This is a genomic window from Bradyrhizobium sp. B124 (assembly GCF_038967635.1).
GTDB lineage: Bacteria > Pseudomonadota > Alphaproteobacteria > Rhizobiales > Xanthobacteraceae > Bradyrhizobium.
The window spans coordinates 5,253,636-5,277,203 of record NZ_CP152413.1; the positions used below are offsets into that span (position 1 = coordinate 5,253,636).

18 protein-coding genes are annotated in these 23,568 nt (G+C 65.8%); 11 read left to right on the forward strand and 7 right to left on the reverse strand.

What is annotated here, in order from left to right:
* Positions 1–245: 245 nt before the first annotated feature.
* The 4 genes from AAFG13_RS25020 (at position 246) to AAFG13_RS25035 (ending at position 6,964) form a co-directional block, all read left to right on the forward strand.
* Entirely contained in the window at positions 246–1,850 is a 1,605-nt protein-coding gene (locus AAFG13_RS25020; protein ID WP_342708540.1) for a caspase family protein, read from the forward strand.
* Between the two features lie 140 nt (positions 1,851–1,990).
* Complete coding sequence (locus AAFG13_RS25025) at positions 1,991–2,638, forward strand: OmpA family protein (protein ID WP_342708541.1); 648 nt, start codon at positions 1,991–1,993, stop codon at positions 2,636–2,638.
* 245 nt (positions 2,639–2,883) lie between these two features.
* Positions 2,884–3,801, forward strand: coding sequence for an efflux RND transporter periplasmic adaptor subunit (locus AAFG13_RS25030; protein WP_342708542.1), 918 nt, complete (start codon positions 2,884–2,886; stop codon positions 3,799–3,801).
* A 13-nt stretch (positions 3,802–3,814) separates the two neighbouring features.
* Complete coding sequence (locus tag AAFG13_RS25035; RefSeq protein ID WP_212316570.1) at positions 3,815–6,964, forward strand: efflux RND transporter permease subunit; 3,150 nt, start codon at positions 3,815–3,817, stop codon at positions 6,962–6,964.
* Between the two features lie 329 nt (positions 6,965–7,293).
* Here the strand turns inward: AAFG13_RS25035 and AAFG13_RS25040 are convergent, their stop codons facing one another.
* From AAFG13_RS25040 to AAFG13_RS25065, 6 genes are all read right to left on the reverse strand, one after another.
* On the reverse strand, positions 7,294–7,929 hold the full coding sequence (locus tag AAFG13_RS25040) for a pyridoxamine 5'-phosphate oxidase family protein (RefSeq protein WP_212316568.1): 636 nt from the start codon (positions 7,927–7,929) through the stop codon (positions 7,294–7,296).
* Between the two features lie 24 nt (positions 7,930–7,953).
* A complete protein-coding gene (locus AAFG13_RS25045) occupies positions 7,954–9,657 on the reverse strand; it encodes an ABC transporter ATP-binding protein (protein ID WP_212316566.1) in 1,704 nt (567 codons plus the stop codon).
* Complete coding sequence (locus tag AAFG13_RS25050) at positions 9,654–10,487, reverse strand: ABC transporter permease (RefSeq protein WP_342708543.1); 834 nt, start codon at positions 10,485–10,487, stop codon at positions 9,654–9,656. The genes AAFG13_RS25045 and AAFG13_RS25050 overlap by 4 nt, the downstream gene beginning before the upstream one ends.
* Positions 10,487–11,488 (reverse strand): ABC transporter permease, encoded by a 1,002-nt coding sequence (locus AAFG13_RS25055; RefSeq protein ID WP_342708544.1) that lies wholly within the window; start codon positions 11,486–11,488, stop codon positions 10,487–10,489. Before AAFG13_RS25055 ends, AAFG13_RS25050 begins: the two co-directional genes overlap by 1 nt.
* Positions 11,485–13,062 carry an ABC transporter substrate-binding protein gene (locus AAFG13_RS25060; RefSeq protein WP_212316561.1) on the reverse strand — a complete coding sequence of 526 codons (1,578 nt, stop codon included), beginning with the start codon at positions 13,060–13,062 and terminating at the stop codon, positions 11,485–11,487. Before AAFG13_RS25060 ends, AAFG13_RS25055 begins: the two co-directional genes overlap by 4 nt.
* Before the next feature lie 177 nt (positions 13,063–13,239).
* The gene (locus AAFG13_RS25065; RefSeq protein ID WP_342713577.1) at positions 13,240–13,482 is read right to left on the reverse strand and encodes a hypothetical protein; all 243 of its coding nucleotides are present in this window, start codon (positions 13,480–13,482) and stop codon (positions 13,240–13,242) included.
* Between AAFG13_RS25065 and AAFG13_RS25070 the strand changes: the two genes are divergently transcribed.
* Positions 13,372–14,109 (forward strand): helix-turn-helix transcriptional regulator, encoded by a 738-nt coding sequence (locus AAFG13_RS25070; protein WP_342713391.1) that lies wholly within the window; start codon positions 13,372–13,374, stop codon positions 14,107–14,109. The two genes, AAFG13_RS25065 and AAFG13_RS25070, sit on opposite strands and share 111 nt — an antisense overlap.
* 243 nt (positions 14,110–14,352) lie before the next feature.
* Here the strand turns inward: AAFG13_RS25070 and AAFG13_RS25075 are convergent, their stop codons facing one another.
* Complete coding sequence (locus tag AAFG13_RS25075) at positions 14,353–15,027, reverse strand: Crp/Fnr family transcriptional regulator (protein WP_212316557.1); 675 nt, start codon at positions 15,025–15,027, stop codon at positions 14,353–14,355.
* Positions 15,028–15,238: 211 nt separating this feature from the next.
* Between AAFG13_RS25075 and AAFG13_RS25080 the strand changes: the two genes are divergently transcribed.
* From AAFG13_RS25080 to AAFG13_RS25105, 6 genes are all read left to right on the forward strand, one after another.
* Positions 15,239–17,317: an AsmA family protein gene (locus AAFG13_RS25080; protein WP_342708545.1), complete on the forward strand. Its 2,079-nt coding sequence runs from the start codon at positions 15,239–15,241 to the stop codon at positions 17,315–17,317.
* A 136-nt stretch (positions 17,318–17,453) separates the two neighbouring features.
* On the forward strand, positions 17,454–19,952 hold the full coding sequence (locus AAFG13_RS25085; RefSeq protein WP_342708546.1) for an adenylate/guanylate cyclase domain-containing protein: 2,499 nt from the start codon (positions 17,454–17,456) through the stop codon (positions 19,950–19,952).
* 214 nt (positions 19,953–20,166) lie between these two features.
* Entirely contained in the window at positions 20,167–20,376 is a 210-nt protein-coding gene (locus AAFG13_RS25090; RefSeq protein WP_029084280.1) for a cold-shock protein, read from the forward strand.
* A gap of 232 nt (positions 20,377–20,608) precedes the next feature.
* Positions 20,609–20,854: a hypothetical protein gene (locus AAFG13_RS25095; RefSeq protein WP_212316551.1), complete on the forward strand. Its 246-nt coding sequence runs from the start codon at positions 20,609–20,611 to the stop codon at positions 20,852–20,854.
* 697 nt (positions 20,855–21,551) lie between these two features.
* On the forward strand, positions 21,552–22,460 hold the full coding sequence (locus AAFG13_RS25100; RefSeq protein WP_342708547.1) for an alpha/beta fold hydrolase: 909 nt from the start codon (positions 21,552–21,554) through the stop codon (positions 22,458–22,460).
* A 7-nt stretch (positions 22,461–22,467) separates the two neighbouring features.
* The gene (locus AAFG13_RS25105) at positions 22,468–23,409 is read left to right on the forward strand and encodes an efflux RND transporter periplasmic adaptor subunit (RefSeq protein WP_342708548.1); all 942 of its coding nucleotides are present in this window, start codon (positions 22,468–22,470) and stop codon (positions 23,407–23,409) included.
* Positions 23,410–23,568: the final 159 nt, after the last annotated feature.

The window sequence follows — 23,568 nt, forward strand, 5'->3', positions numbered from 1 at the left end:
TGAATGGAATCACATTATCCGGTCGCAGGAACCTGCACCATGCCACGGAGGCGATGGCCGCCATGATCGCGGCTGCTGCACTGCGGCCTCGCTCCTGCCGCCGCGATCAGCGATGGTGCAGCAAGCCGTTGACGGGGGTTTGACCGTGGTTTGATAATGGTTTTTCGCTAGAGTAAGGTCCCCGGGGCGCAGGCCGAAAGCGGCGCCATTTCATTACAATGCCGCGATCTGGATTTGCTGCGATTATGAAAATCCGCCTTGCCTTGCTCGCCACGCTGATTTTTTCAATCGCGTCGCCCACCCTGTCCGTCGCCGCCGGCGATCGTTTCGCGCTGGTCATCGGCAATGCCAAATATCCCGACGCCGACGCACCGCTGAAGGAGCCGGTTAACGACGCGCGTGACGTCGCCGACGAGCTCAAGCGCGACGGCTTCACCGTCGAGGTCGGCGAGAACCTGACCGGCGACGGCATGCGCCGCGCCTTCGACCGGCTCTATGGCAAGATCAAGCCCGGCTCGGTCGCGCTGATCTTCTTCTCGGGTTACGGCATCCAGTCGAACCGGCAGAGCTACATGATCCCGATCGATGCCCAGATCTGGGCCGAGGCCGACGTCCGCCGCGACGGCTTCAGCCTCGAGACCGTGCTCGGCGAGATCAACAGCCGCGGCGCCGGGGTCAAGATCGCCCTGGTCGACGCCTCGCGGCGCAACCCGTTCGAGCGCCGCTTTCGCAGCTTCTCGGCCGGGCTCGCCCCGGTGATCGCCCCCAACGGTACGTTGGTGATGTATTCGGCCGCGCTGTCGTCCGTGGTCTCGGACAATGGCAGCGACCGCAGCCTGTTCGTGCGGGAATTGCTGAAGGAGATCCGCACCCCCGACCTGATGGCGGAGGAAACGCTGAACCGCACCCGCGTCGGCGTCACCCGGGCCTCGCGGCAGGAACAGGTGCCGTGGATATCGTCGTCGCTGGCCGAGGATTTCTCGTTCAGTCCGGGCGGCGCAGCCACGCCAAGCGCCGCAGCCACACCAGGCGGCGCGGCCATTCCAGGCGGCGCGCCGGGACCGTCGAGCGCAGCGCCCGCGCCTGCCGCGTCGCCGTCGACCGAGGTGGCAACGGCACCGCCAGTTGCACCTCCGCCGGCCCCGCCCGCTGCAACGCCGAAGCCGACACCGACGCCTCCGGCTGCAACCGCGCCGACGTCGCCACCAGCGCCGCCGAAACCACCGGGCGCGACAGCGCCGGCGGCACCCCCGCCCCCGCCAAAAGCGCCCGAGATCGCGCTGCCGCCACCCGCGCCTCCGCCGCCCTTGGTGATCCAGCCCACCCCGGCTCCGAGCAATTCGCCCGTGCTCGCGGACGATCCGACGATCAAGGGCCTGAACGAAAAGCTCGACAAGAACCCGGATGACGCGGCTGCGCTGTATCGCCGCGGCCAGGTCTTTGCCAGCAAGGGCGCGTACGACCTCGCGGTGAAGGATTTCACCAATTCGCTGCGACTGAACCCGAAGGATGTCGAGGCCTATAACAACCGCTGCTGGGTCCGCACCGTGATCGGCGACCTGCAGGCGGCGCTGAAGGACTGCAACGAGGCATTGCGGCTGCGCCCGAATTTCGTCGATGCGCTCGACAGCCGCGGGCTGATGAACCTGAAGGGCGGGCAGAACAAGAACGCCATCGCCGATTTCGACGCCGCGCTGAAGATCAACCCGCGGCTGACCTCGTCGCTGTACGGGCGCGGCCTTGCCAAGAAGCGCAGCGGCGCGGTCGCGGAAGGCGATCTCGACATCGCCAACGCCAAGGCGATGGACCCGAACATCGTCAAGGAATTCGCCTACTACGGCGTGCAGTGACAAATGAGCGAGGCCTGCCCGCGGCTCGAACCCCAGGCGAAATTGCGCGACTAATCAGAGGGTGCGTGCCGGGCAGCGATGCCCGCAATCAATCCAAACCGTTGCATGGAACCGCGCCAGCCGGCGCAGGAGGGACCGAAATGTTCAAGCCGTCGGCAAGGGCCGCGATGCTTTCAATCGCGACCGTCGGCGCCATGCTCTGGTTCGGCATGGCGACCGCCCGCGCTGGTGACGTCACCGAGGATCAGATCATCAAGGCGTTGACACCCGAGAAGAAGCCGCTGACCCGCGGCCTTTCGGCCGGCCCGCAGACCTCGCCCGGGCTGAACGCCGACCAGGCCAAATTCGTGCAGAGCGTCCGTGGCCGCGCCACCCGCTCGCTGTCCTCGACTGAGCGCGAGGAAATCGCGACCATCGTCCAGGACAAGCCGAAGATCGATCTTGAGATCAACTTCGATTACAACTCCGCCGACATCAGCGCGAAGTCGCTGCCGTCGGTGCAGGCGCTCGGCCGCGCCCTGACCAATCAGGACCTGAAGGGCTCGACCTTCGTGGTCGCTGGCCACACCGACGCCGCCGGCGGCGAGGACTACAATCAGGGCCTCTCGGAGCGCCGCGCCGACGCCATCAAACGCTATCTGGTCGACAAATATGGCATCAACGGCACCGATCTCGTCACCGTCGGCTATGGCAAGAGCAAGCTGAAGGACCCGAGCCACCCGATGGCGGACGTCAACCGGCGGGTGCAGGTCGTCAACATGGAAAACAAGGACACCGCCTCCAAGTGATGGGCGGTGGCGTGGCCCCTTTTTGAGGTTACAATGCGTCCCGCACCCCGGCGGGGCGCATTTGCTTGAGGGCGAACGCCCAAAGCGGCCCACAGGTGACCCGCCTCACATGACATCAGGGCATGATCCGGAACAATGGACCCCGGCCTTTCCGATGCCCACACAATACGACGGCGAGATGAGACTTCGACGAGCGCCCAAGACAATCACTGTCGATACGCGCCAAGTTCTGGATTGATCAGGCGATGAATTTCTCCCAATACCTCAAGCCTGCGCTCGGCACGGTGGTGTTCCTCGCGCTGGCTGTCGCCTATTACGCGTTCGAGCACCGCTCCCATCCGGAGGAGAAGGAGACGCCGGGCCAGGCGCTGGTCGTGGTGACGAAGTCGACCAATGCCTGCTTCTCCGACATGGTCCGCGTCACCGGCTTCATCGTGCCGCGCCGCGAGGCGCAGGTGTATGTCGACCAGGACGGCTCCAAGGTCACCGACGTGCTGGTCCGCGAGGGTGACACCGTGACCGAGAACCAGGAACTGGCGCGGTTGACCCCGCCGCCGCAGCAGGCGGCGCAGGGCAATGCCAAGCCGATCGTGCTGCGCGCGCCGGCCGCCGGCCTCGTGACCGAGGTGCGCACCGCGCCCGGCGCGCCGGCCTCGCCGCAGGCTCCGCCGATGTTCAAGATCTCCGTCAACAACGAGATCGAGCTCGACGCCGAGGTGCCGGGCTTCCAGCTCCTGAAGCTCAATCCCGGCGCCAATGTCCGGATCAGCCGCGACGACGCGCCCGACATCGTCGGCAAGGTTCGCCAGATCTCGCCGCAGATCGACCGCGCCACCCAGCTCGGGCACGTCCGCATCACCATCAATAACAATCCGACGCTGAAGGTCGGCATGTTCGCGCGCGCCAATATCGACGCCAAGCGCTCCTGCGGCGTCGCGGTGCCGCGCACCGCGATCGACCGCCTGACCCTGCAAGTCGTGAAGGGCAACACGGTCGAGACCCGCAGGGTGCGCGTCGGGCTGACCTCCGACACCTCGACTGAAATCCTTGAAGGCCTCGACGTCGGCGAAATCGTCGTGGCCGATGCTGGCACCTCGCTGCATGACGGCGACCAGATCAAGACCATGTTCGCCGACGAACTCGATCGCACGCGATCACGCTAATTCGGGCACGCTAATGGCTTTGAACATCTCGGCATGGTCGATCCGGAACCCGCTTCCCTCGATCGTCTTCTCGATCATCCTGCTGGTGCTGGGCTGGGTCTCCTTCACCAAGCTCGCGGTGACGCGGCTGCCGAGCGCCGACATTCCGGTGATCTCGGTCGCGGTGTCGCAGTTCGGCGCCGCGCCCTCGGAACTTGAGTCGCAGGTCACCAAGACGATCGAAGACGGCGTCTCCGGCGTCGAGGGCGTGCGCCATATCTCGTCCTCGATCACCGACGGCCTGTCGGTGACGACGATCCAGTTCGCGCTGGAGACCAATACCGACCGCGCGCTCAACGACGTCAAGGACGCCGTAACGCGGGTGCGCGCCAACCTGCCGCAGAACGTCACCGAGCCGTTGATCCAGCGCGTCGACGTGATCGGCCTGCCGATCGTGACTTACGCAGCGATCTCGCCCGGCAAGACGCCGGAGCAGCTCTCATATTTCGTCGACGACGTGGTCAAGCGCGCACTGCAGGGCGTGCGCGGCGTCGCCCAGGTCGAGCGCATCGGCGGTGTCGAGCGCGAGATCCTGGTCTCGCTCGATCCCGACAAGCTGCAGGCGGTCGGGCTCACCGCGGTGAATGTCAGCCAGATCCTGCGTGGCACCAATGTCGACGTCGCCGGCGGCCGCGCCGAGATCGGCAAGAACGACCAGGCGATCCGCACCCTGGCCGGCGCCAAGACACTGAACGAACTCGCCGGCACCATGATTCCGCTGTTCGGCGGCGGCGAGATCCGGCTCGACGATCTCGGCACCGTCACCGACACCATCGCCGACCGGCGCACCTTCGCCCGCTTCAACGGCGAGCCGGTGGTGGCGCTCGGTATCAAGCGCTCCAAGGGCGCCAGCGACGTCGTCGTCGCGGCCGCGGTGCAGAAGCGGATCGACGCCCTGAAAGTTGCCTATCCCGACGTCGACCTCAAGCTGATCGACACCTCGGTCGAGTTCACCAAGGGCAATTACGAGGCCGCGATCTCGACCTTGTTCGAGGGCGCGATCCTCGCCGTCATCATCGTGCTGCTGTTCCTGCGCGATATGCGCGCCACCATCATCGCCGCGGTCTCGCTGCCGCTGTCGATCTTCCCGGCATTCTGGGCGATGGACCTGCTCGGCTTCTCGCTCAACCTCGTCTCCTTCCTCGCCATCACGCTGTCGACCGGCATCCTCGTCGACGACGCCATCGTCGAGATCGAGAACATCGTGCGCCACATGCGGATGGGCAAGACGCCCTACCGGGCCGCCCTCGAAGCCGCCGACGAGATCGGGCTCGCGGTGATCGCGATCTCGCTCACCATCATCGCGATCTTCGCGCCGGCGAGCTTCATGTCCGGGATCGCCGGGCAGTTCTTCAAACAGTTCGGCATCACCGTGTCGGTACAGGTGTTCTTCTCGCTGCTCGCCGCGCGCTTCGTGACGCCGATGCTGGCCGCCTATTTCCTCAAGCATCATGACCACGACGACCCGCCGCCCGGCCGCATCCTGCGCAGCTATCACGGCCTCGTCACCTGGTCGGTGAAGCACCATTACATCACCGTGCTGATCGGCTTTGCGGTGTTCGCCGCGTCGATTTGGAGCATCACGCTGCTGCCGCAGGGCTTCCTGCCGGCGCAGGACACTGCGCGCTCGCTGCTCGCAATGGAGCTGCCGCCCGGCTCGCAGCTGGCCTATACCGAGAAGGTCACCGAGGAGATCGTGGCGCGGCTGCGCAAGCGGCCCGAGGTGCGCAGCGTGTTCGTCGACGGCGGCCGCGTGCCGCCGGGCATCCAGGAAGTGCGCCGCGCCGCGCTGATCATCAACTACACGCCGAAGGCGGACCGCAAGATCACCCAGCGCGAGCTCGAGCTGTCGATCGGCAAGGAGCTCGATAACGTCCCCGATATCCGGTTCTGGTTCCTCGACGAGAATGGCCTGCGCGCCATCTCGCTGGTCGTCACCGGCACCGACAGCAACATCGTCAACAACGTCGCCAGCGAACTGGCGACGCAGATGAAGCGGATCCCGATCATCGCCAACGTGATCTCGGAGACCGCGCTCGACCGGCCCGAACTGCGCATCCGTCCGCGCGCCGAGCTCGCGGCGCGGCTCGGCGTCTCGACCGAGAGCCTGTCGCAGACCATCCGCGTCGCCACCATCGGCGACGTCGGCCCGGCGCTGGCCAAGTTCGACGCCGGCGACCGCCAGGTCCCGATTCGCGTCCAGCTCGAGGACAATGCGCGCAGTGATTTGCAGATGCTGGAGCAACTGCGCGTGCCGCTCGGCGCGCGTGGCGAACGCGGTGGCGTCCCGCTCTCCGTCGTCGCCGACATCCAGCTCGACCAGGGCCCGACCAGCATCAACCGCTACGACCGCGAGCGGCAGGCGACTGTCGCGGCCGACCTCGTCGGCAATGCCGCGCTCGGTGACGCCACCAAGCTGATCTACGACCTGCCTGTGATGAAGAGCCTGCCGAAGGGCGTGAAGGTCAGCCCGTCCGGCGACGCCGAGAGCCTCGCCGAGCTGTCCGACGGCTTCGCCACCGCGATCACCGCCGGCCTGATGATGGTCTACGCCGTGCTGGTGCTGCTGTTCGGCACCTTCCTGCAGCCGATCACCATCCTGTTCTCGCTGCCGCTCTCGATCGGAGGCGCGATCGGCGCGCTGCTTTTGACCGGCAAGCAGCTCACCACGCCGGTGTGGATCGGCATCCTGATGCTGATGGGCATCGTCACCAAGAACGCCATCATGCTGGTGGAGTTCGCGGTGGAGGCGATCCGCGACGGCAAGGCGCGCGAGGAAGCCATGATCGACGCCGGCATGAAGCGCGCCCGCCCGATCGTGATGACCACGATCGCAATGGCCGCCGGCATGATGCCGTCGGCGCTGGCGTTCGGCGCCGGCGGTGAATTCCGTTCGCCGATGGCGCTCGCGGTGATCGGCGGCCTGATCTTCTCGACCGTGCTGTCGCTGGTGTTCGTGCCGGCGATGTTCATGGTGATGGACGACATCGGCAACCTGATCTGGCGCTTCGGCAAGCGGCTCGTGGTCTCGCATGCCGACCACGAGCTGACCCCGAGCGAGCCCGAGGCTGACAAGGCCAAGAAGCCCGGTCCGCCGAGCATGATCTCGCCCGCCGCAGAATGAGCCAAGTTCGCGCCGCGTCAGCGCACGATGAAGGGGCGCCCACCAAAATATCGAAAACAACCCCATGCACAGTAGCCGGCGGCCGCCGCGTTCGACACGGCAACTTGACTCGTCGGGCAACTCAGGGGTATTTTTCCATTATCCAGAAATCGTGCAGACGCCCTTCACCTTGCTCAGTGTCATCACCCGCGCATGCGGGTGATCCAGTATTCCAGAGACCGCAGTGCTTGAGCCGAGAGGCTGCGGCGTACTGGATCGCCCGGTCGAGCCGGGCGATGACCACGGTGGACGAGGATATAGCGGCGCGCCGAAGCGAGTCCTGTCGCGCTCTAATACAGCCGCGTGCGATAGGCCTCTTCCATCGTCTTCTCGGCGACCTCGACCTCGACGGCGGCGGTCTGCTCGGCGATGATCCGGCCGAGCGTCGGGAAGCTGTGGCGCTCGACCTGCGCGGCCGGATTCCAGAGTTTTGAGCGCATCAGCGCCTTGCCGCAATGGAAGTAGGTCTCATCGACATGCACCTTGATGCCGATGATCGGCGTGACGTTCTGCACCGTCAGCGGCGTCAGGAGATCCGGCTCCTGCGAGATCTCGGCCCGCCCGTTGATGCGCAGGGTCTCGTTGATGCCCGGCACCATGAAGATCAAACCGACCCCGGGCGAAGCGATGATATTGCCGAATGTATCGACCCGGTTGTTGCCGCGCCGATCCGGGATCAGCAGCGTCTTGTCGTCGAGCACCGAGACGAAGCCCGGCGCGTCGCCGCGCGGGCTGGCGTCGGCATGGCCCTTGCCGTCGCTGGAGGCGATGACCAGGAACGGCGACAGCGCGATGAAGTCGCGGCAGAACTTGTCGAGATGGTTGAGCACCTTCTTCTCGGCGAGCGGGCTCAATTGCCCGAAATGCGCGCGAAGATCCTCCTGCGACTTGACCGGCGGCTTGCCGCCTGCGCCCTCGTGACCCATAGCGAACCTCCCTTTGTTGTTAGTTTACACCGCGTCGATGCCGGAAGCGATCCTCGCCGTCTGGCGTGCGCCGGCCGCGGCCGCAAAGCCCGGCTGGTCGAAGAAATCGCGGCCGGGGATCGCATCGAGCAGGTCGCGCGTATAGGCCTGACGCGGCGCGGTGAAGACCTCTGCCGTAGTGCCTTCCTCGACGATGCGCCCCTTCTGCAGCACGATGACGCGGTCGGCGATCTCGGCCGCGATGCGCAGATCGTGGGTGATGAAGATCATTGCGAGCCGCATCTCCTGGCGCAGTTCGGCGAGCAGCGCCAGCACCTGGGCCTGCACCGAGACGTCGAGCGCCGACACCGCCTCGTCGGCGATCAAGACCCGCGGCTTGAGCGCGAGCGCCCGCGCGATGCAGATGCGCTGGCGCTGGCCGCCCGAGAATTCGTGCGGGTAGCGATCCGCGGCGGTCTCCGACAGGCCGACCCGCACCAGCAGCTTCCGCGCCTGCGCCATCGCCTCGGCACGCGAGGTGCCATAGGCCATCGGACCGCGCGCGACGGCATCGCCGACCTTCTGGCGCGGATCGAGGCTGGCAAACGGATCCTGGAACACGATCTGAAGCCGCCGCCGCGCCTGGCGGAGCGCTTCACCACGCAACAGCCGGAGGTCGGCGCCGCCGAAACGAATGGCGCCGGCATCCGGTTCGGTCAGCCGCATGATCATGCGCCCCAGCGTCGACTTGCCGGAGCCGGATTCGCCGACGACGGCAAGCGTCTCGCCCTGGTGCAAGGTCAGCGAGATGCCGTCCGCGGCGACGACTTCGCGCGGCGGCTGCAACCAGCCGCGCTTGACCCGAAAGGTCTTCTGCAGGCCGACGACCTCCAGCAACGGCTCCGGTCGCACGATCGTGTCATGGATATCGGCGAGCCGCGCCTTCGGCACCGCATCGATCAGTTCGCGCGTGTAGGCGGCTTGCGGATTGCGCAGCACCTCACTGGCCGTGCCTTGCTCGACCACCTTGCCATGGCGCAGCACCACGACGCGGTCGGCGACATCGGCAACGACGCCGAAATCATGGGTGATCAGCAACACGCCCATGCCGCGCTCGCGCCGGAGATCGTCGATCAGGCGCAGGATCTGACGCTGGGTCGTGACATCGAGTGCGGTGGTCGGCTCATCCGCGATCAGCAGCGCGGGCCGGTTGGCCATCGCCATCGCGATCATCACGCGCTGGCGCTGACCGCCGGAGAGCTCGAACGGGTAGCTCTTCTCCAGCAGAAGCGGGTTCGGCAGCCCGACCTGCGTCAGCAGCGTCTGCACCCGCTCGCGGACCTCCGCCATCGACGGCGTGGGCCGCTGGTGCGCCAGGATCATCTCCTCGATCTGCTTGCCTACCCGCTTGAGCGGATTGAGCGAGGACAACGGCTCCTGAAAGATCATCGCGGCATTGCCGCCGCGCAAATTCCTTAGCCCGCGACTGTCGAGCTTGGATGGATCCTGCCCCGCGACCATGACGGTGCCGGACACGATATCGACGCCCCGCGGCAACAGCTGCAGGACCGCATGGGCGATCATCGACTTGCCGGAGCCGGATTCGCCGACCAGACAGACCACCTCGTTGGGCTTGATCTCAAACGACACATTCTCGACCGCGAAGGGCCGATCGCCGCCCTTGGGAAGCGCGATCGAGAGATCCTTGACCGCAAGAACCGGGGCGTTGCTCTGCATAGCTTCGCTCATGACCGGCGCCTCGAGACGCGCGGGTTGAGGACATCGGACAGGCCTTCGCCGAACAGGTTGATCGCCAGCACGGTGACGAGGATGGCAAGCCCGGGAAACACGCTCATCCACCACGCATTGCGGATCGCGGTACGCCCCGCGCCGATCATGAAGCCCCACGACATCAAATTGGGGTCGCCGAGCCCCATGAAGGACAGCGCGCTTTCCAGCAGGATCGCGGTGGCGACCGTCAGTGACGTCACGACCAGGATCGGCGAGATCGCATTCGGCAGGATATGGCCGAGCACGATGCGCCGGGTGCGCTCGCCCTGGCACAGCGCCGCCTCGACGAATTCACGATGGCGCAGGCGCAGGAATTCCGCGCGCGTCAGCCGCGCCAGCGGCGGCCAGCTCACCGCCCCGATGGTCAGGATGATCGTGAGCAGCGACGGATTGAACGTTGCGACCAGCAGGATGGCGAGCACGAAGGCCGGAATGGTCTGGAACAATTCCGTCATCCGCATCAGCACCAGATCGACCTTGCCGCCGAAATAGCCCGAGATCGCACCGACCACGACGCCGATCGCCATCGCCGCGAGCGCCGATGCGATGCCGATCAGCAGCGAGACGCGCGCGCCATAGGCGACGCCGGCCGCGACATCGCGGCCGAGCGTATCGCCGCCGAGCCATAAGCCGTCCTCGCCGGGCGGCGTGAACGGCGCACCGACCATCTCCCAGGGTGAGACCGGAAACACGATCGGCGCGATGATCGCGATGACAACGACGACGAGCAGCAGGACAAGCCCGATCATACCGCTGGGATGACGCAGGAAAGCGCGCACCGTCTCCATCACGCCGCTCCCGTGGTCATGCGCGGATCGATCAGCCGGTAGACCAGATCGGTCAGAAGGTTGAGCGCGATCACGACGATCGAGAGGATCAGGAAGATGCCGAGCAGGACGGGATAGTCGCGCTGCAGCAGGGCCTCGAAGGTCAGGCGGCCAAGGCCGGGCCAGGCAAACACCGTCTCGATGACGACGGCGCCGCCGACCAGCGCGCCGGCCTGCATGCCGGCGACGGTGACGACCGGCACCAGCGCATTGCGCAGCATGTGCCCGACGACGATACGCGTGCCGGACAGGCCCTTGGCGCGCGCCGTCTTGATGAAATCCTGTTGCGCGACCTCGATGATCGAGGATCGCATCAGCCGCGCATAGATCGCCAGATAGATCGCCGCCAGCGAGGTGACCGGCATGATCATGTGCTTCATGATGTCGAGCGCGTGCTCGATCGGCGAGAGCTGGACGTTGATGGTCTCATAGCCGAACGGCGGCAGCCAGCCGAGCGCTACCGAGAACACCAGCACCAGCATCAGCCCAAGCCAGAACACCGGCGTCGCATAGAGCACGAGCGAGAGCACGGTGAACACCGTATCGAGCACGCTGCCGGCCGCGAGCCCCGCCAGCGCGCCGAGCGCGGTGCCGATCAGGAGCGCGAGACAGAACGCCGTGACCGTCAACAGCAGCGTCGCTGGAAGCCGTTCGAGGATCAGATCGACGACGGGGCGGCGCTGCCGATAGGAATAGCCGAGATCGAGCCTGACGACGCGGCCGAGGTGGCTCACGAGCTGCACGAAATACGGCTTGTCGAGCCCGTACTCCTTGCGCAGATCGTCGAGCAGTTTTGGATCGGACGCGCCGGATTGCCCGGCCATCACCTGGGCCGGATCGCCGGGTGCGGCCCGCACCAGCACGAAGTTGAACGTCGCGATGACGATGATCACGGCGACGAGCTGGGCGATGCGGCTGATCGCCTGGAGCCCGATCGCCGTTGCGCTCCCGAGCCGGGTCACGATTTGTAGACCGACCCGAAGGTTTCGTGCGAGCCGATGCCCGTCGTCACGATGTTCTTGAACGCCTTGTCGTAGATGATGGGATATTCGATCTCGAGCGTCCAGGCCACCGGCACATCCTCGACCAGGATCTGCTGCACCTTGCTGTAGAGCTCCTGGCGCTTGGCTTCGTCGAGCGTGATTGCGGCCTCGTCGAACAGTTTGTCGACCTCGGGATTCGAGTATCCTTGCGTGTTCGAGAACAGGATGCCCTTCTTGATGTTCGACGAAATATAGGTGCGCGCCACGCCGAGCGCGGGATCGCCGAGCTGGTAGAGCAGGTTCTGGGTCATCTCATAGTCCCAGTTGCCGACCTTCTCGGCCCAGCCCGCCATATCGGTGCCGACAAGCACGAGGTCGATGCCGACGCGTGCAAAGCTCTGACGGAAGAATTCGCCGGCGCGCTGATAGGACTCGCCATAGGGCGGCACGATGTACTTGATCTCGGCCCGCTTGCCGTTGGCGCCAGGCTTCAATCCCATCTCGTCGAGCAGCGCCTTGGCCTTGTCCACGGAGAACTCGTAGCGCTTCACGTTCGGATCGTAGAACCGCGTCTTCGACGAAATCGGGCCGGTCGCAACCTTGGCGTTGCCGAAGTACACGCGCTTGCTGAACGCCTCGCGATCGATCAGGTGCATCACCGCTTGCCGGAACCGCTTGTCGTTCATCGGCGCGATGCGGTTGTTCATTTCGAGCCACTGGTGCGGCGCGAAATACTCGTAGCCCTTGGTGGTGAATTCGAGATTCTTCTGCGCCTTGAAACGCTGCACGTCGTAGAATTCGACGTCGGACCATTGCACGAGCTGCACGGTGCCGTTCTCGAGCGCGAGCGCGCGCGACGCCGCATCCGGAATCACGCGGTAGACGATCTCGTCGAGATAGGGCTCGTCCTTCAGATAGTAGCCGTCGTGGCGGACGAGGTGAACATGCGAGCCGCGCACCCATTCCTTCAGCTTGAAGGGGCCGGTGCCGATCGCCTTGTCGTTCTCCGGGTTCTTGCGATAGTCGGTGCCGTCGTAGATGTGCTTGGGCACGATCGGGGCGGACGTGCAGTCGAAGCAGCCGATGAAGGGCGCGAACGGCTGCTTCAGCTTGAACACGACGGTGAGCGGATCGGGCGCTTCGGCCGACGCCACGCGGGCGAAGTTCTGCCGCGCGCGCGGATGGGTCTCCACCAGCAGCTTCATGCAGCTGAAGACCACGTCCTCCGAGGTCATCGGCTTGCCGTCGTGGAAGGTGATGCCGGGAAACAGCTTGAATGTGTAGGTCAGGCCGTCCGGCGAGACCTCCCAGGACTGCGCCATGCCGGGCATCGGCTTGAGGTCGGCGCCGTATTTCAGCAGGCCTTCATAGATCTTGCCGCCGAGTGTCAAGGTCGGCTGCTGCTGGTTCAGCGCGGTCACCAGAACCGGCGGCTCGGGCTGGATGATGGTGTTGAGCGTTCCACCGCGGGTCTGGCCCGCCGCCCGCGTGATGCCGAACGGGATGGCTGCACCGCAGGCCAGCATCGCCTTGGTGAATTCGCGTCTGTTCATCGGACCTCTCCGTCGCCGCGCGTCAGGCATTCGATTTCGGCGAATGTCGCGGGGTGAGGCATTGTTGCCAAACGCCGTATCCCGCGCTACCTGAATGGGGACAACAACCATCGCGATCGGGCCAACTGGCCCGGAAGATGCATGAGCACCCTGCGAAAACGACGATCGATCAGGAGCTCACGACACTTGAAAGTCGCAGCGCGACGAAATGACACCGCCGGCTTGCGCGTGTGCCGCAAGCAATCCGGTCCCGTAGCCGCCGCGCATTATGCCGGACAACTGCAACAGGTCGAACGGCCGCTCGCGGCTATGGCGGCCTCTTATCCGAACGAAAGCACGAGCGCGCGACACGCGCATCGGCGCGATCAATTCATCCTGCAGACCGCAGGCGTGACCTCGATGATGACCGAGCGCGGTCATTTCGTCGTTCCGCCCGGCCATGGCCTGTGGATTCCGGCCGGCGTCGCGCATCAATCGCGTGCATGGGGCGAGGTCGAGATCCAGACCATCTATGTCACGCCGGATCGCGTGCGGAATGCGCCGGCAACCTGCCGCCTGATCAGGGTCTCCGCGCTGGTCGAAGCGTTGATGGAAGAAGCGGTGCATATGCCGACCCGTTACGACCCGGAAGGGCGCGACGGCCGGCTGGTCGATTTCCTGCTCGATGAGATCGGCAGGATGCCTGAAGTGTCGTTGCATGTGCAGGTGCCGCCCGATCCGCGGCTCGCCGCGATCTGTGAAGCGGTGCTGGTCGATCCGAGCTCCGATCTCACGCTCGACCAATGGGCCGACCGCTGCCAGCTCAGCCGGCGGACCTTGACGCGGCTGTTCCGGCGCGAGACCGGACAGAGCTTTGCGGCCTGGCGCCAGCGGGTGCGGCTGCTCGAAGCGCTGGCGCGGCTCGGCGCCGGCGAAGCGGTCACCGGCGTCGCGCTCGACGTCGGCTATGACAGCCCGAGCGCGTTCGCCGCGATGTTCAAGCGCGAGCTCGGCGCCGCGCCGCGCCAGTATCTGCGCTGGGCCAATCCCGAAGTGGTGATGAGGTAGGCGAATTCGCGTCACGCACTCGTGGAACGCAAAACCCCTGCGGTCAACGGGAAAGACCGCAGGGGTTTGCAGGTGGATGGCGTGAGGCCAGCAAGGCTGGGTGTCACCCCAAGGACCGGCACGCGGATGAAAGCGATACCCGCCTCGTCATGCAAGCAAGTCTTTTAGGCAGGAGTGCGTCAACATTCGCAAGCAAGGCGCGCGAGAGGACGCGATCCTCGCGCGCGCGTTGCATGCGACCGTTTAGTCGTTGCGTGCGACCGCCGTCAGCTTGGTCATGTTGTGCAGCATGATCCGGCCGCGCTGCAGGTCGACGATGCCGTCCTTGCGCCAGGTCTGCAGCTGCCGGTTGACGCTCTCGCGCGCGGCGCCGACGAAGATGCCGAGCTGCTCCTGCGAGATGTGCACCTCGGAACCGAAATCCTCGGCCAGCGCGCACAGCCGGCGTGCGAGACGGACCGGCAATGGCTGCAGCACGGATTCTTCCATCCGCTCGCTCTGCCAGCGGATGCGCTGGCACAGCAATTCGATCAGGCGGACCGCGACCTTCGGCTCGCGCTCGAGGAAGCCCAGGAAATCCTCCCGCCGCAGGACGAACAATTCGGTGGGCTCGCCCGCGGTCGCATCCGCGGTGCGATCCTGACCGTCGAGGACAGCGACTTCGCCGAACAGGTCGCCGGATCCCATGAAGTTCAGTGTGAGCCGGCTGCCGTCGGAGGCGCCGGTTTCGATGCGTACCTGGCCGCGGCGGACCCCGAACAGGGCGTCGCCGGGATCGCCTTTCTGGAACAGCACCTCGCCGGTGGCGAGCTGCTGGGTGTGGCAGAGGCCCGAAAGCCGCGCCAATTCGTCCGCACCGAGATCGGCGAACATAGGGTTCATTTTCAGAATGACCGCAAATTCGGCCTGTTTGCTCATTGTATTGCCTTCCAAATCGATCCGAGCGGTCCCCTCCGCCCGGTTAGCAACAATCACCCTCATAAGAGTGTGTGAGAGGTCACATAAGTTCATGCTGGTAACGGATTATTTTTCGCCTCGTTGGAGCAAGGTCCCGTTTGCGGGATAATCTCATGCGATCGGCCGTGCCTTTCCACGGCGGAACCCTGTCTGCCCGGCCTGGAATATCGAGATGAGAGCACTGAAATTCGCCGGGGCCGCCATCGCTGTCGTGATCGTGATCATCGCGCTGGTGGCCGCGGTCGGGATCCCGTCCTCGTTTCTCACATCGGCCATCACCGAGCGGGTCGAGCGGGAGACCGGCTACACACTCACCATCAATGGCAGCGCCAAGATTGGCCTCTGGCCGACCGTCAATCTGACGCTAAGCGACGTCGTGTTGCAGGACCCGCGGGAGCGCGAGGCCAACAACCGGTTCGCGGCTGATCGGGTCGAAGCCGAGATGACGCTGTCGAGCCTGTGGTCGGGCCAGCCCGACATCACCGACCTTGTGATCGTCAAGCCGGTGATCAATCTGCCGCTGCAGCGCGAGCGCACCCGCGATCACAATCCGCCGGCGAAGTCTTCCGCGTCCGACAGCGGCGGGCTCACGATCCGGCATGTCAGCGTCACCGGCGGCACCATCGTGTTCTCCAATGTGCGCGACCGGGTCGAGAATCGGATCGAGACGCTCAATGCCGATGCGACCATCGACAACGACCGCAAGATCGTCGTCACGGGGAGTGCGAGCGCCAGTGACAAGCCGCTGAAGTTCGAGATCCGCGCGACCGCGCCGCAAGCGCCGCTTGAACGCCAAAACGTGCCGGCCGAGTTCAACATCGACGCACCCGGCCTGTTGCCCGCGGCGATCAAGGCGAATGCGGAAGTGCGCCTGAACGGCACGGTGGTGATGTTCAACGGCGTATCCGGCACGCTCGGCGATGGCGGCTTCACCGGCTGGGCCTCGGTCGACTTCGCCAGCAACAAGCCGCTGGTGAAGCTCGATCTCGACTTCCAGCGCATCTCGATGGCGCTGCCGCCGAGCCAACCGGATGCGGCGCAGCCATTGGGCACCAACATTTGGAGCAACGCATCGATCGACCTCGGCGGGCTCAATTATGTCGACGTGCAGGCGCGCATCTCAACGGCGGAGCTCGTGATCGGTGACGGCCGCTTCGCGCAGGCTGCGATCGATGCATCTGTCGACAGCGGCGTGCTGAAGGCCCGGCTCGCCAATCTTGGCGCCTATGAGGGCACCGCCAATGGCGACGTCACCGTCGACGCCAAGGCAGCTACTCCAACCTACGCGCTGCGGCTCGATCTCGCCGGCGTCCGTGCGCTGCCGGTGCTGAAGAGCCTCGCCGAATTCGACAAGCTCGACGGCAAGATGCAGGCCAAGATCGCGCTAACCTCGCAGGGCACCAGCGCGCGCGCCATCGTCGGCAATCTCGGCGGCACGGCGTTCGTCGTATTCCAGGACGGCAAGATCCTCGGCCTCAACGTCGCGCAGATGATCCGCAACCTCACCACCAACACCTTGTCGGGCTGGCAGCAGAGTGAGGCACTGTCGACCGATCTCAGCCAGCTCTCGGCCTCGTTCAAGCTCGACAAGGGCCAGGCCGTGACCACCGACCTCAATCTGGTCGGCCCGCTGGTGAAGATGGGCGGGGTCGGCACCGTCGATCTCAACACCCGCCAGATCGGGTTCCGCGTCGAGCCGCAGCTCGTGATGACCACCGAAGGCCAGGGCCGCACCGGCAATCCGGTCGGCCTCGGCATCCCCGTGATGATCGAGGGGCCGTGGGTGTCCCCACGGATCTATCCGGAGATGCAGGGCATCCTCGACAATCCAGAGGCCGCCTATGCCAAGCTCAAGGAGATGGGCAAGGGCCTGTTCGGCGCGAATGGCCAGGGTCTGAACCAAGGCCTGAGCCAAGGCTTGAACGGGCTCAGCAACCTCCTCAACGGCGTGCAGGGCAGCGGGACCGCCGCGCAGCCCGGCACCGGCCAGGCGCCAGCCGGCGCGGCCGCCGGCCAGAACAGCCCGCTCGGCGGGCAGCTCGGCGACACCATCGGGAACCTGCTGCAGCAGGGCCTCTCGACCCTCAATCAGGGCAACGCCTCCCGCCCGAGCCGCAGCCTGGCCCAGCCCACCCCGGACGCGCCGCCGGCCGCCGCACCACCACCGCCCGCCCCTCCGCCGGCCGACCCCGCCGAGCAGCATGACAATCCCGCGATGAGCGACGTGCTGCGGCAGCTGTTCAACCGCTGAATATTCCCGGATATCCCCCGCCGGAATGCAGGGCTAACCATGCGACGGGAGGCCCCGCCTTGCCCCGCCGATCCGTGCTAAACAGCAGCGATACAGTGGCGCACCCGACTGATCGGAGGGGAACGGACGAGGCTGGATGAACGGGGCACCGGACAAGGGCAAGAACTGGTTCCTGCGCGGCGGCCTGTTCGCCAAATACGTCCTCGCGCTGGTCGGCCTCGTCGTGTTCGTGCTGGCGGTCAACGGCGCGCTAGAGACCTGGATCAGCTACCGCGGCATCAGGAGCACGCTGACCGACGCGATGAGCGAGAAGGCGGACGCCACCGCCAAGCACATCGAGCAATCGATCGCCGATCTCGAACGGCAGATCTCCTGGGTGACCCGCGCCTCCTCCAACACGATCGAGCTGCGCCGCGCCGATTATGCCCAGCTGCTCGGCCAGGTGCCGGCGGTGAACCAGCTCACCCTGATCAACGGCCAGGGCCGCGAGGTGCTGCGGCTGTCGCGCCAGACCTACACGCTGAATTCCAACGCCGACTTCTCCCGCGACCTCCGCTTCACGGAGGCGATCGAGCGCGGCACCGCCTATGCGCCGGCGTACTTTCGCGACGAGCGGCCGTATATGTCGATCGGCGAGCAGCATTCCGGCTTCAATGCCGGCGTCACGGTGGCCGAGATCGACCTGCGTTTCCTTAACGACTATTTCGGCGATTCCCAGGTCGGCCGCACGGCCTACGCCTATCTCGTCGACGCCAAGGGTCGCGTGCTCGCGAGCTCGTCGAAGGGCCCCGAGGTCGGCAAGGACCTTGCCGCGCTGCCGCAGGTCGCCGCGGTGCTGTCGCCGAGCGGCAGGCGGATCGCCTCCGGCAAGGATGTCGACGGCAACGCGGTGCTGACGACTGCAACCGCAGCGCCGGACCTCGGCTGGCACGTCTTTGTCGAGCAGCCGACCGCGCAGGCGCTCTCCCCGATCCGCGACCAGCTGGTGCGCATCGCGCTCTTGATCGCGCTCGGTCTCGTGGTCGCGATCATCGCCGGCACGATTTTGGCGCGGCGCATGCTGGTGCCAATCACGGCGCTGCGCACCGGCGCGCGGCGGCTTGGCGATGGCGATTTCGGCCACCGCATCGAGGTGAAGACCGCGGATGAGCTGGAGGAGCTCGCCGGGCAATTCAACAGCATGGCCTCGCAGCTTGCCGAGACCTATTCCGGCCTCGAAGGCAAGGTGAAGGAGCGCACCCGCGACCTCGCGCAATCGATCAACGAGCTGAAGGTGCTGGAGGAGGTCGGCCGCGCGGTAGCGTCCTCGCTCGACCTCAACGCCGTGCTGCCGACGGTCGCCGCCCGCGCGCTCGAGATCACCCATGCCGACGCCGTGCTGATCTATGGCTACGACGCGACACACCGCACGTTCAACCTGACGCAGTCGATCGGCATCGACGCCGACGCCGAGGGCCATCACCGCGCGATCGATGCCGCGAACAGCCCGCTCGGCGAAGCCGCGACGAAGGGCGAGCCGCTGGCGTTCCCTGATCTCGCCACGATAGCGTTTTCGAGCGAAGCGGATACCGGTTCGCGTGAAGAAAACGCGTTAAAACAAGAATCCAGTCCCGATCATCCGCTGCGCGATGTCGTGGTCGGCGCCGGCTTCCACTCGGTGCTGGTGGTGCCGCTGGTCGATCAGCAGGGCGTGCTCGGCTCGCTGGTGGTGCTGCGCAAGACGGCCGGCGATTTCCCCGCGAGCCTGATCGGCCTGATGAAGACTTTTGCGCATCAGGCCGTGCTGGCGATGCGCAATGCGCGGCTGTTCACCGAGGTCGACCAGAAGAGCCACGCGCTGGAGCTGGCCAACACCACCGTGCGCGAGCAGGCGGACAAGCTCAGGCAGCAGACCGAAGAGCTCACCGACTGGAACAAGTCGTTGGAGCAGCGGGTCGAGACCCAGCTCGGCGAGATCGAGCGCATCCGCAGGCTCGAGCGCTTCCTGGCGCCGCAGGTGGCGCAGCTGATCGCCTCCTCCGACAATCCCGAGGGCCTGCTCGACAGCCATCGGCGCGAAGTCACCGTCGTGTTCTGCGACCTGCGCGGCTTCACCGCCTTCACCGAGGCGACCGAGCCGGAAGAAGCGATGAACGTGCTGCGCGAATATCACGCGGCGCTCGGCAAGCTGATCTTCAAGTACGAGGGCACGCTCGACAAATATGCCGGCGACGGCGTGATGATCCTGTTCAACGCGCCGATCCAGCTCGCCGACCACACTGCGCGCGCGGTGCGGATGGCGGTGGAGATGCGCGACACGGTCGGCCCCTTGACCGAGAAGTGGCGCAACCGCGGGCATACCCTGGGCTTCGGCATCGGCATCGCGCTCGGCTATGCCACGCTCGGCCAGGTCGGCTTCGAGCAGCGGCTGGAATATGCCGCGATCGGCAGCGTCACCAACCTCGCCTCCCGCCTGTGCGGCGAGGCCAAGGCCGGCCAGATCGTGGTGAGCCGCCGCGTCTTCGGCATGGTCGAGCCCCATGTCGAAGGCCGCGCCATCGACGACCTCGTGCTGAAGGGCTTTAATCACCCGATCCTCGCCGCGGAGATCCTGAGCTGGAAGGGCGAGCCGTCAGCGGAAGCGGCGGCGGAGTGATCCGCGCTCCCTCCATTCCGTCAATCCGAGCGGGAACCCGCTACCGCCCGAACCTTGCATTCGCGCGGAAAGTGTGTATATTGGGGCCATTCGATTAGCCGTTGCGCCTTGTTGAATGGTCAGAACGGCCCTCCTCCAAAGACATCGTCAGTTGAATGGATGGCGCGCGATTCTGCGCAACACATGCGCAGACGCGCATTTTGGAGAAGAGAAGATGGCGACAGGTACTGTGAAGTGGTTCAACGGCCAGAAGGGCTTTGGTTTCATCGAGCCGAGCGACGGCAGCAAGGATGTGTTCGTTCACATCAGCGCAGTCGAGCGTGCCGGTCTGACCGGCCTCGCTGAAGGCCAGAAGGTCTCGTTCGAGCTGAAGACCGACAAGATGCGCGGCAAGACCAGCGCCGAGAATCTTCAGATCGTCTGAGTTTCTTACTTGGGCATGATATCAGCGCAAACGCGTTCCGCGTTTGTCGCGATCATGCCAGTTCGTCATTCCACGGATGTACTGGGATGACGTTGCGGCCCGCTCGATCCACCCGGATTGGGCGGGTTTTAGCATGTCTTGCTGCGCGTGATCCCAAAGCACGCCGCATCGCGCCGTTCCGTGCAACAGCCGCGAAGCGTTCGCAGGGGATCATGCCTTGGAGAGATTGCCGATGACCGCCAGAAAGCCCACGCCATCGCCCGCAAGCCTCGCCAGGGCCGACCGCCAGCGGCTGGCGGCCGAGGAAGGCGCGCGCGCCATCGCCGAAGTCGAACGCGACGGAGCCGCGATCCGCAAGAACATGGAGCGCCTGCGCGCGCTGCGCGAAGCGCGCGAGGCCAAAGCTGCCGCAGAGGCCGAGCTGGCGCCAGCACCCATCGCCAAGAAGAAAGCGCGCGTGAAGCGCATCGTGCGCTGACGTCGCGCTGTGGCGGCGCTGTTTTGATTGCGGCGACAGCCGACGAGCCGCCTTCCATCCCCCGTCGTTGCGAGCGAAGCGACGCAATCCATACTTCAGCTTGCGCGGAGCCATAGATCGCCGCGTCGCTATCGCTCCTCGCAATGACAGCCTCAATCCCGTCATCCTGAGGTGCGCGCTTCTTGCGCGCCTCGAAGGATGCACGGCCACCAGCCGGGCCGTTGCCCCTTCGAGACGCGCGCAAATGCGCGCTCCTCCAGCGACAACGGCAAAGCCGTTGCGCGGGGGTGACGGGGCTGCACCCAATCTAGTCCCGATCAACATTGTCAAACAGCAGATGGGATACGCGCTCGCGATCTCGCGGCGCGTTGCGCCCGAGGGATGCGATCAACTCACCTTCAATAATCGTGAGAGGGCGCAGGGAAGACCGGGCGCCGAGTTGGGGACGTCAAGGCAACTTCTGATATCCAGAACAATGTAAGCGGCTAGAAAGCAGCAACTGTGCGATGTTGCTTTCATTTCCGCGAACTCCCACGAGCCTCAAATCACCATCCAGTGAATCTGTTTGCCTCCGCAATCACGTTCACGACCCCACCCGCCCTTCCCAGGAATAACCCATCCCCCTCCTCGCTCGCGTCATGACGGGCACGCGGGAACCGCGTGCTCTGAGAACAAGAACACGCGAGGAATGGGTTTGATGACAGGATTGGACGGGACGCACGCTGCGGCGTCGGTGGTGGCGCTGCACTGCTCGCTGGGGTCGGGACGGCAATGGACGAAGCTTGCGGGCGCGCTCAGTGGCACGCCGTTCATGGCGCCGGATATTTCCGGCTATGGCGTCGCCGCCTGCGGGCGCGACTGGCCGCGGACGCTGGATGGCGAGATCGCGCGGCTCGAGCCCTGGCTCGCCAAGGCCAAGGGGCCGATCCATCTGGTCGGGCATTCCTATGGCGGGGCGATCGCGTTTCGGCTGGCGACCACGTCGCCTTATGCGCCGCGCATCCGCAGCCTGACGCTGATCGAGCCGGTGTTGCCGACGTTGCTGCGCGACGGGTCCGCCGACGTGCGGCTGTACGATCGCTTCGCGCGGATCGCGCAGGTGGTGTCGCAGGATATTTTCGACGGCGCGGCGCTGGAGGCGGTCGAGGCGTTCACCGCGTTCTGGGCCGGCTCCGGCCCGCGCGAGCAGTTCTCGCCGAGCGGGCGGCTGCGGATGATCGAGCAGGCCGACAAGCTGCCTTACGATTTCAACGCCGCGCTCGATCTCGACGGCGTGGCGGCCGCCGCGCGCGCCCTGCGGGTGCCGACGCTGCTGGTGTCGGGCGGGCTGTCGCCCTATGTGACGCAGCGCATTGTCGCAAAACTCGCCGCGATCATTGATGGCGCCGAGATGCGGCATCTGCCGGCGGCCGGCCACATGCTGCCGGTGACGCATGCCGAGCGGGTCAATCCGGAGATCCTGCGGCACATCTGGCGCGCCGAGGAGCTGGCGAAGCTGGAGCTCGCCGCGTGTGCCGGGCCAGCCGAGGCGGCTGCCGCCCCGGCGCAGCCGGCTGGCTCGGCCCGGCCGCATCTGGTATTCAGGAGGCCCTCATTTTGGGAATAGTTTGCCGATGAGATTTCGTCTCAAGCAACCGACGGGTTTCGCTTCCGCCTTCGCTCTTCGAGCTACGGCGGACAAGCCGCTCTACCCATCCTACGGACCGTCGATTGTCGTCGCGCTGCTTCTGCTCGCGGCCTCTCCCGCGCGTGCCGCGGGCGAGGCCGACGCAGTGCCGAAGGGCGCGGCGGTGACGGTGCTGAAGGCCTCGAAATTCTGCTTCGGCAACATCGTCGAGGTCTCCGGCATCGTGCTGCCACGCGACGAGCAGCAGATCCGGCCCGATCGGTTCGGGCTGAAGGTGGCGGAGGTGAAGGCCGATCCCGGCGACACCGTCACCGCGGGCCAGGTGCTGGCGCGGCTGACCGACGGCACCAACGCGATCAACCTCACCGCGCCGGTGGCGGGCACGATCTCGGCGTCCTCGGCGATCGTCGGTGCGCCGGCCTCGGGCAAGGATGCGCTGTTCTCGATCATCGCCAGAAACGAATACGATCTGGTCGGCATGGTGCCGACCCGCGACATCGCCAAGCTGAAGACCGAGCAGACCGCGCGGCTGAAGATCATCGGCGCCGGCGAGATGGACGGCAAAGTGCGGACGATCGCGCCGACCATCGAGCCGAACAGCCAGCTCGGCCAGGTGTTCGTCGGCATCACCTCCAACAAGCGGTTGCTGGTGAATTCGTCCGGCCGCGCCCAGATCAAGACCGGGCAGAGCTGCGGCGTCGCGGTGCCGCTGACCGCGATCCTCTATTCCACCGCCGGCACCGTGGTGCAGGTGGTGCGCGGCGGCCGCGTCGAGACGCGGCGGGTCGAGATCGGATTGATGTCGGCCGGTCAGGTCGAGATCCGCGACGGCATCCAGGAAGGCGACATCGTCGTCGCCCGCGCCGGCGCGCTGCTGCGCGAGGGCGATCCGGTGCGGCCGGTGGGCGCGAGCGCGGACGCGAAGTAGGCGGCGCTGTATCCACACCGTCGTCCCGGGCAAGCGAAGCGCGACCCGGGACGCATAACCACGAGTGCGCGAATAGGATTGCGCTGGGGCCACAGCGCGGAGCCACAATAACCGGTCGTGGTTATGGGTCCCTGCTTTCGCAGGGACGACGTGGGGAAA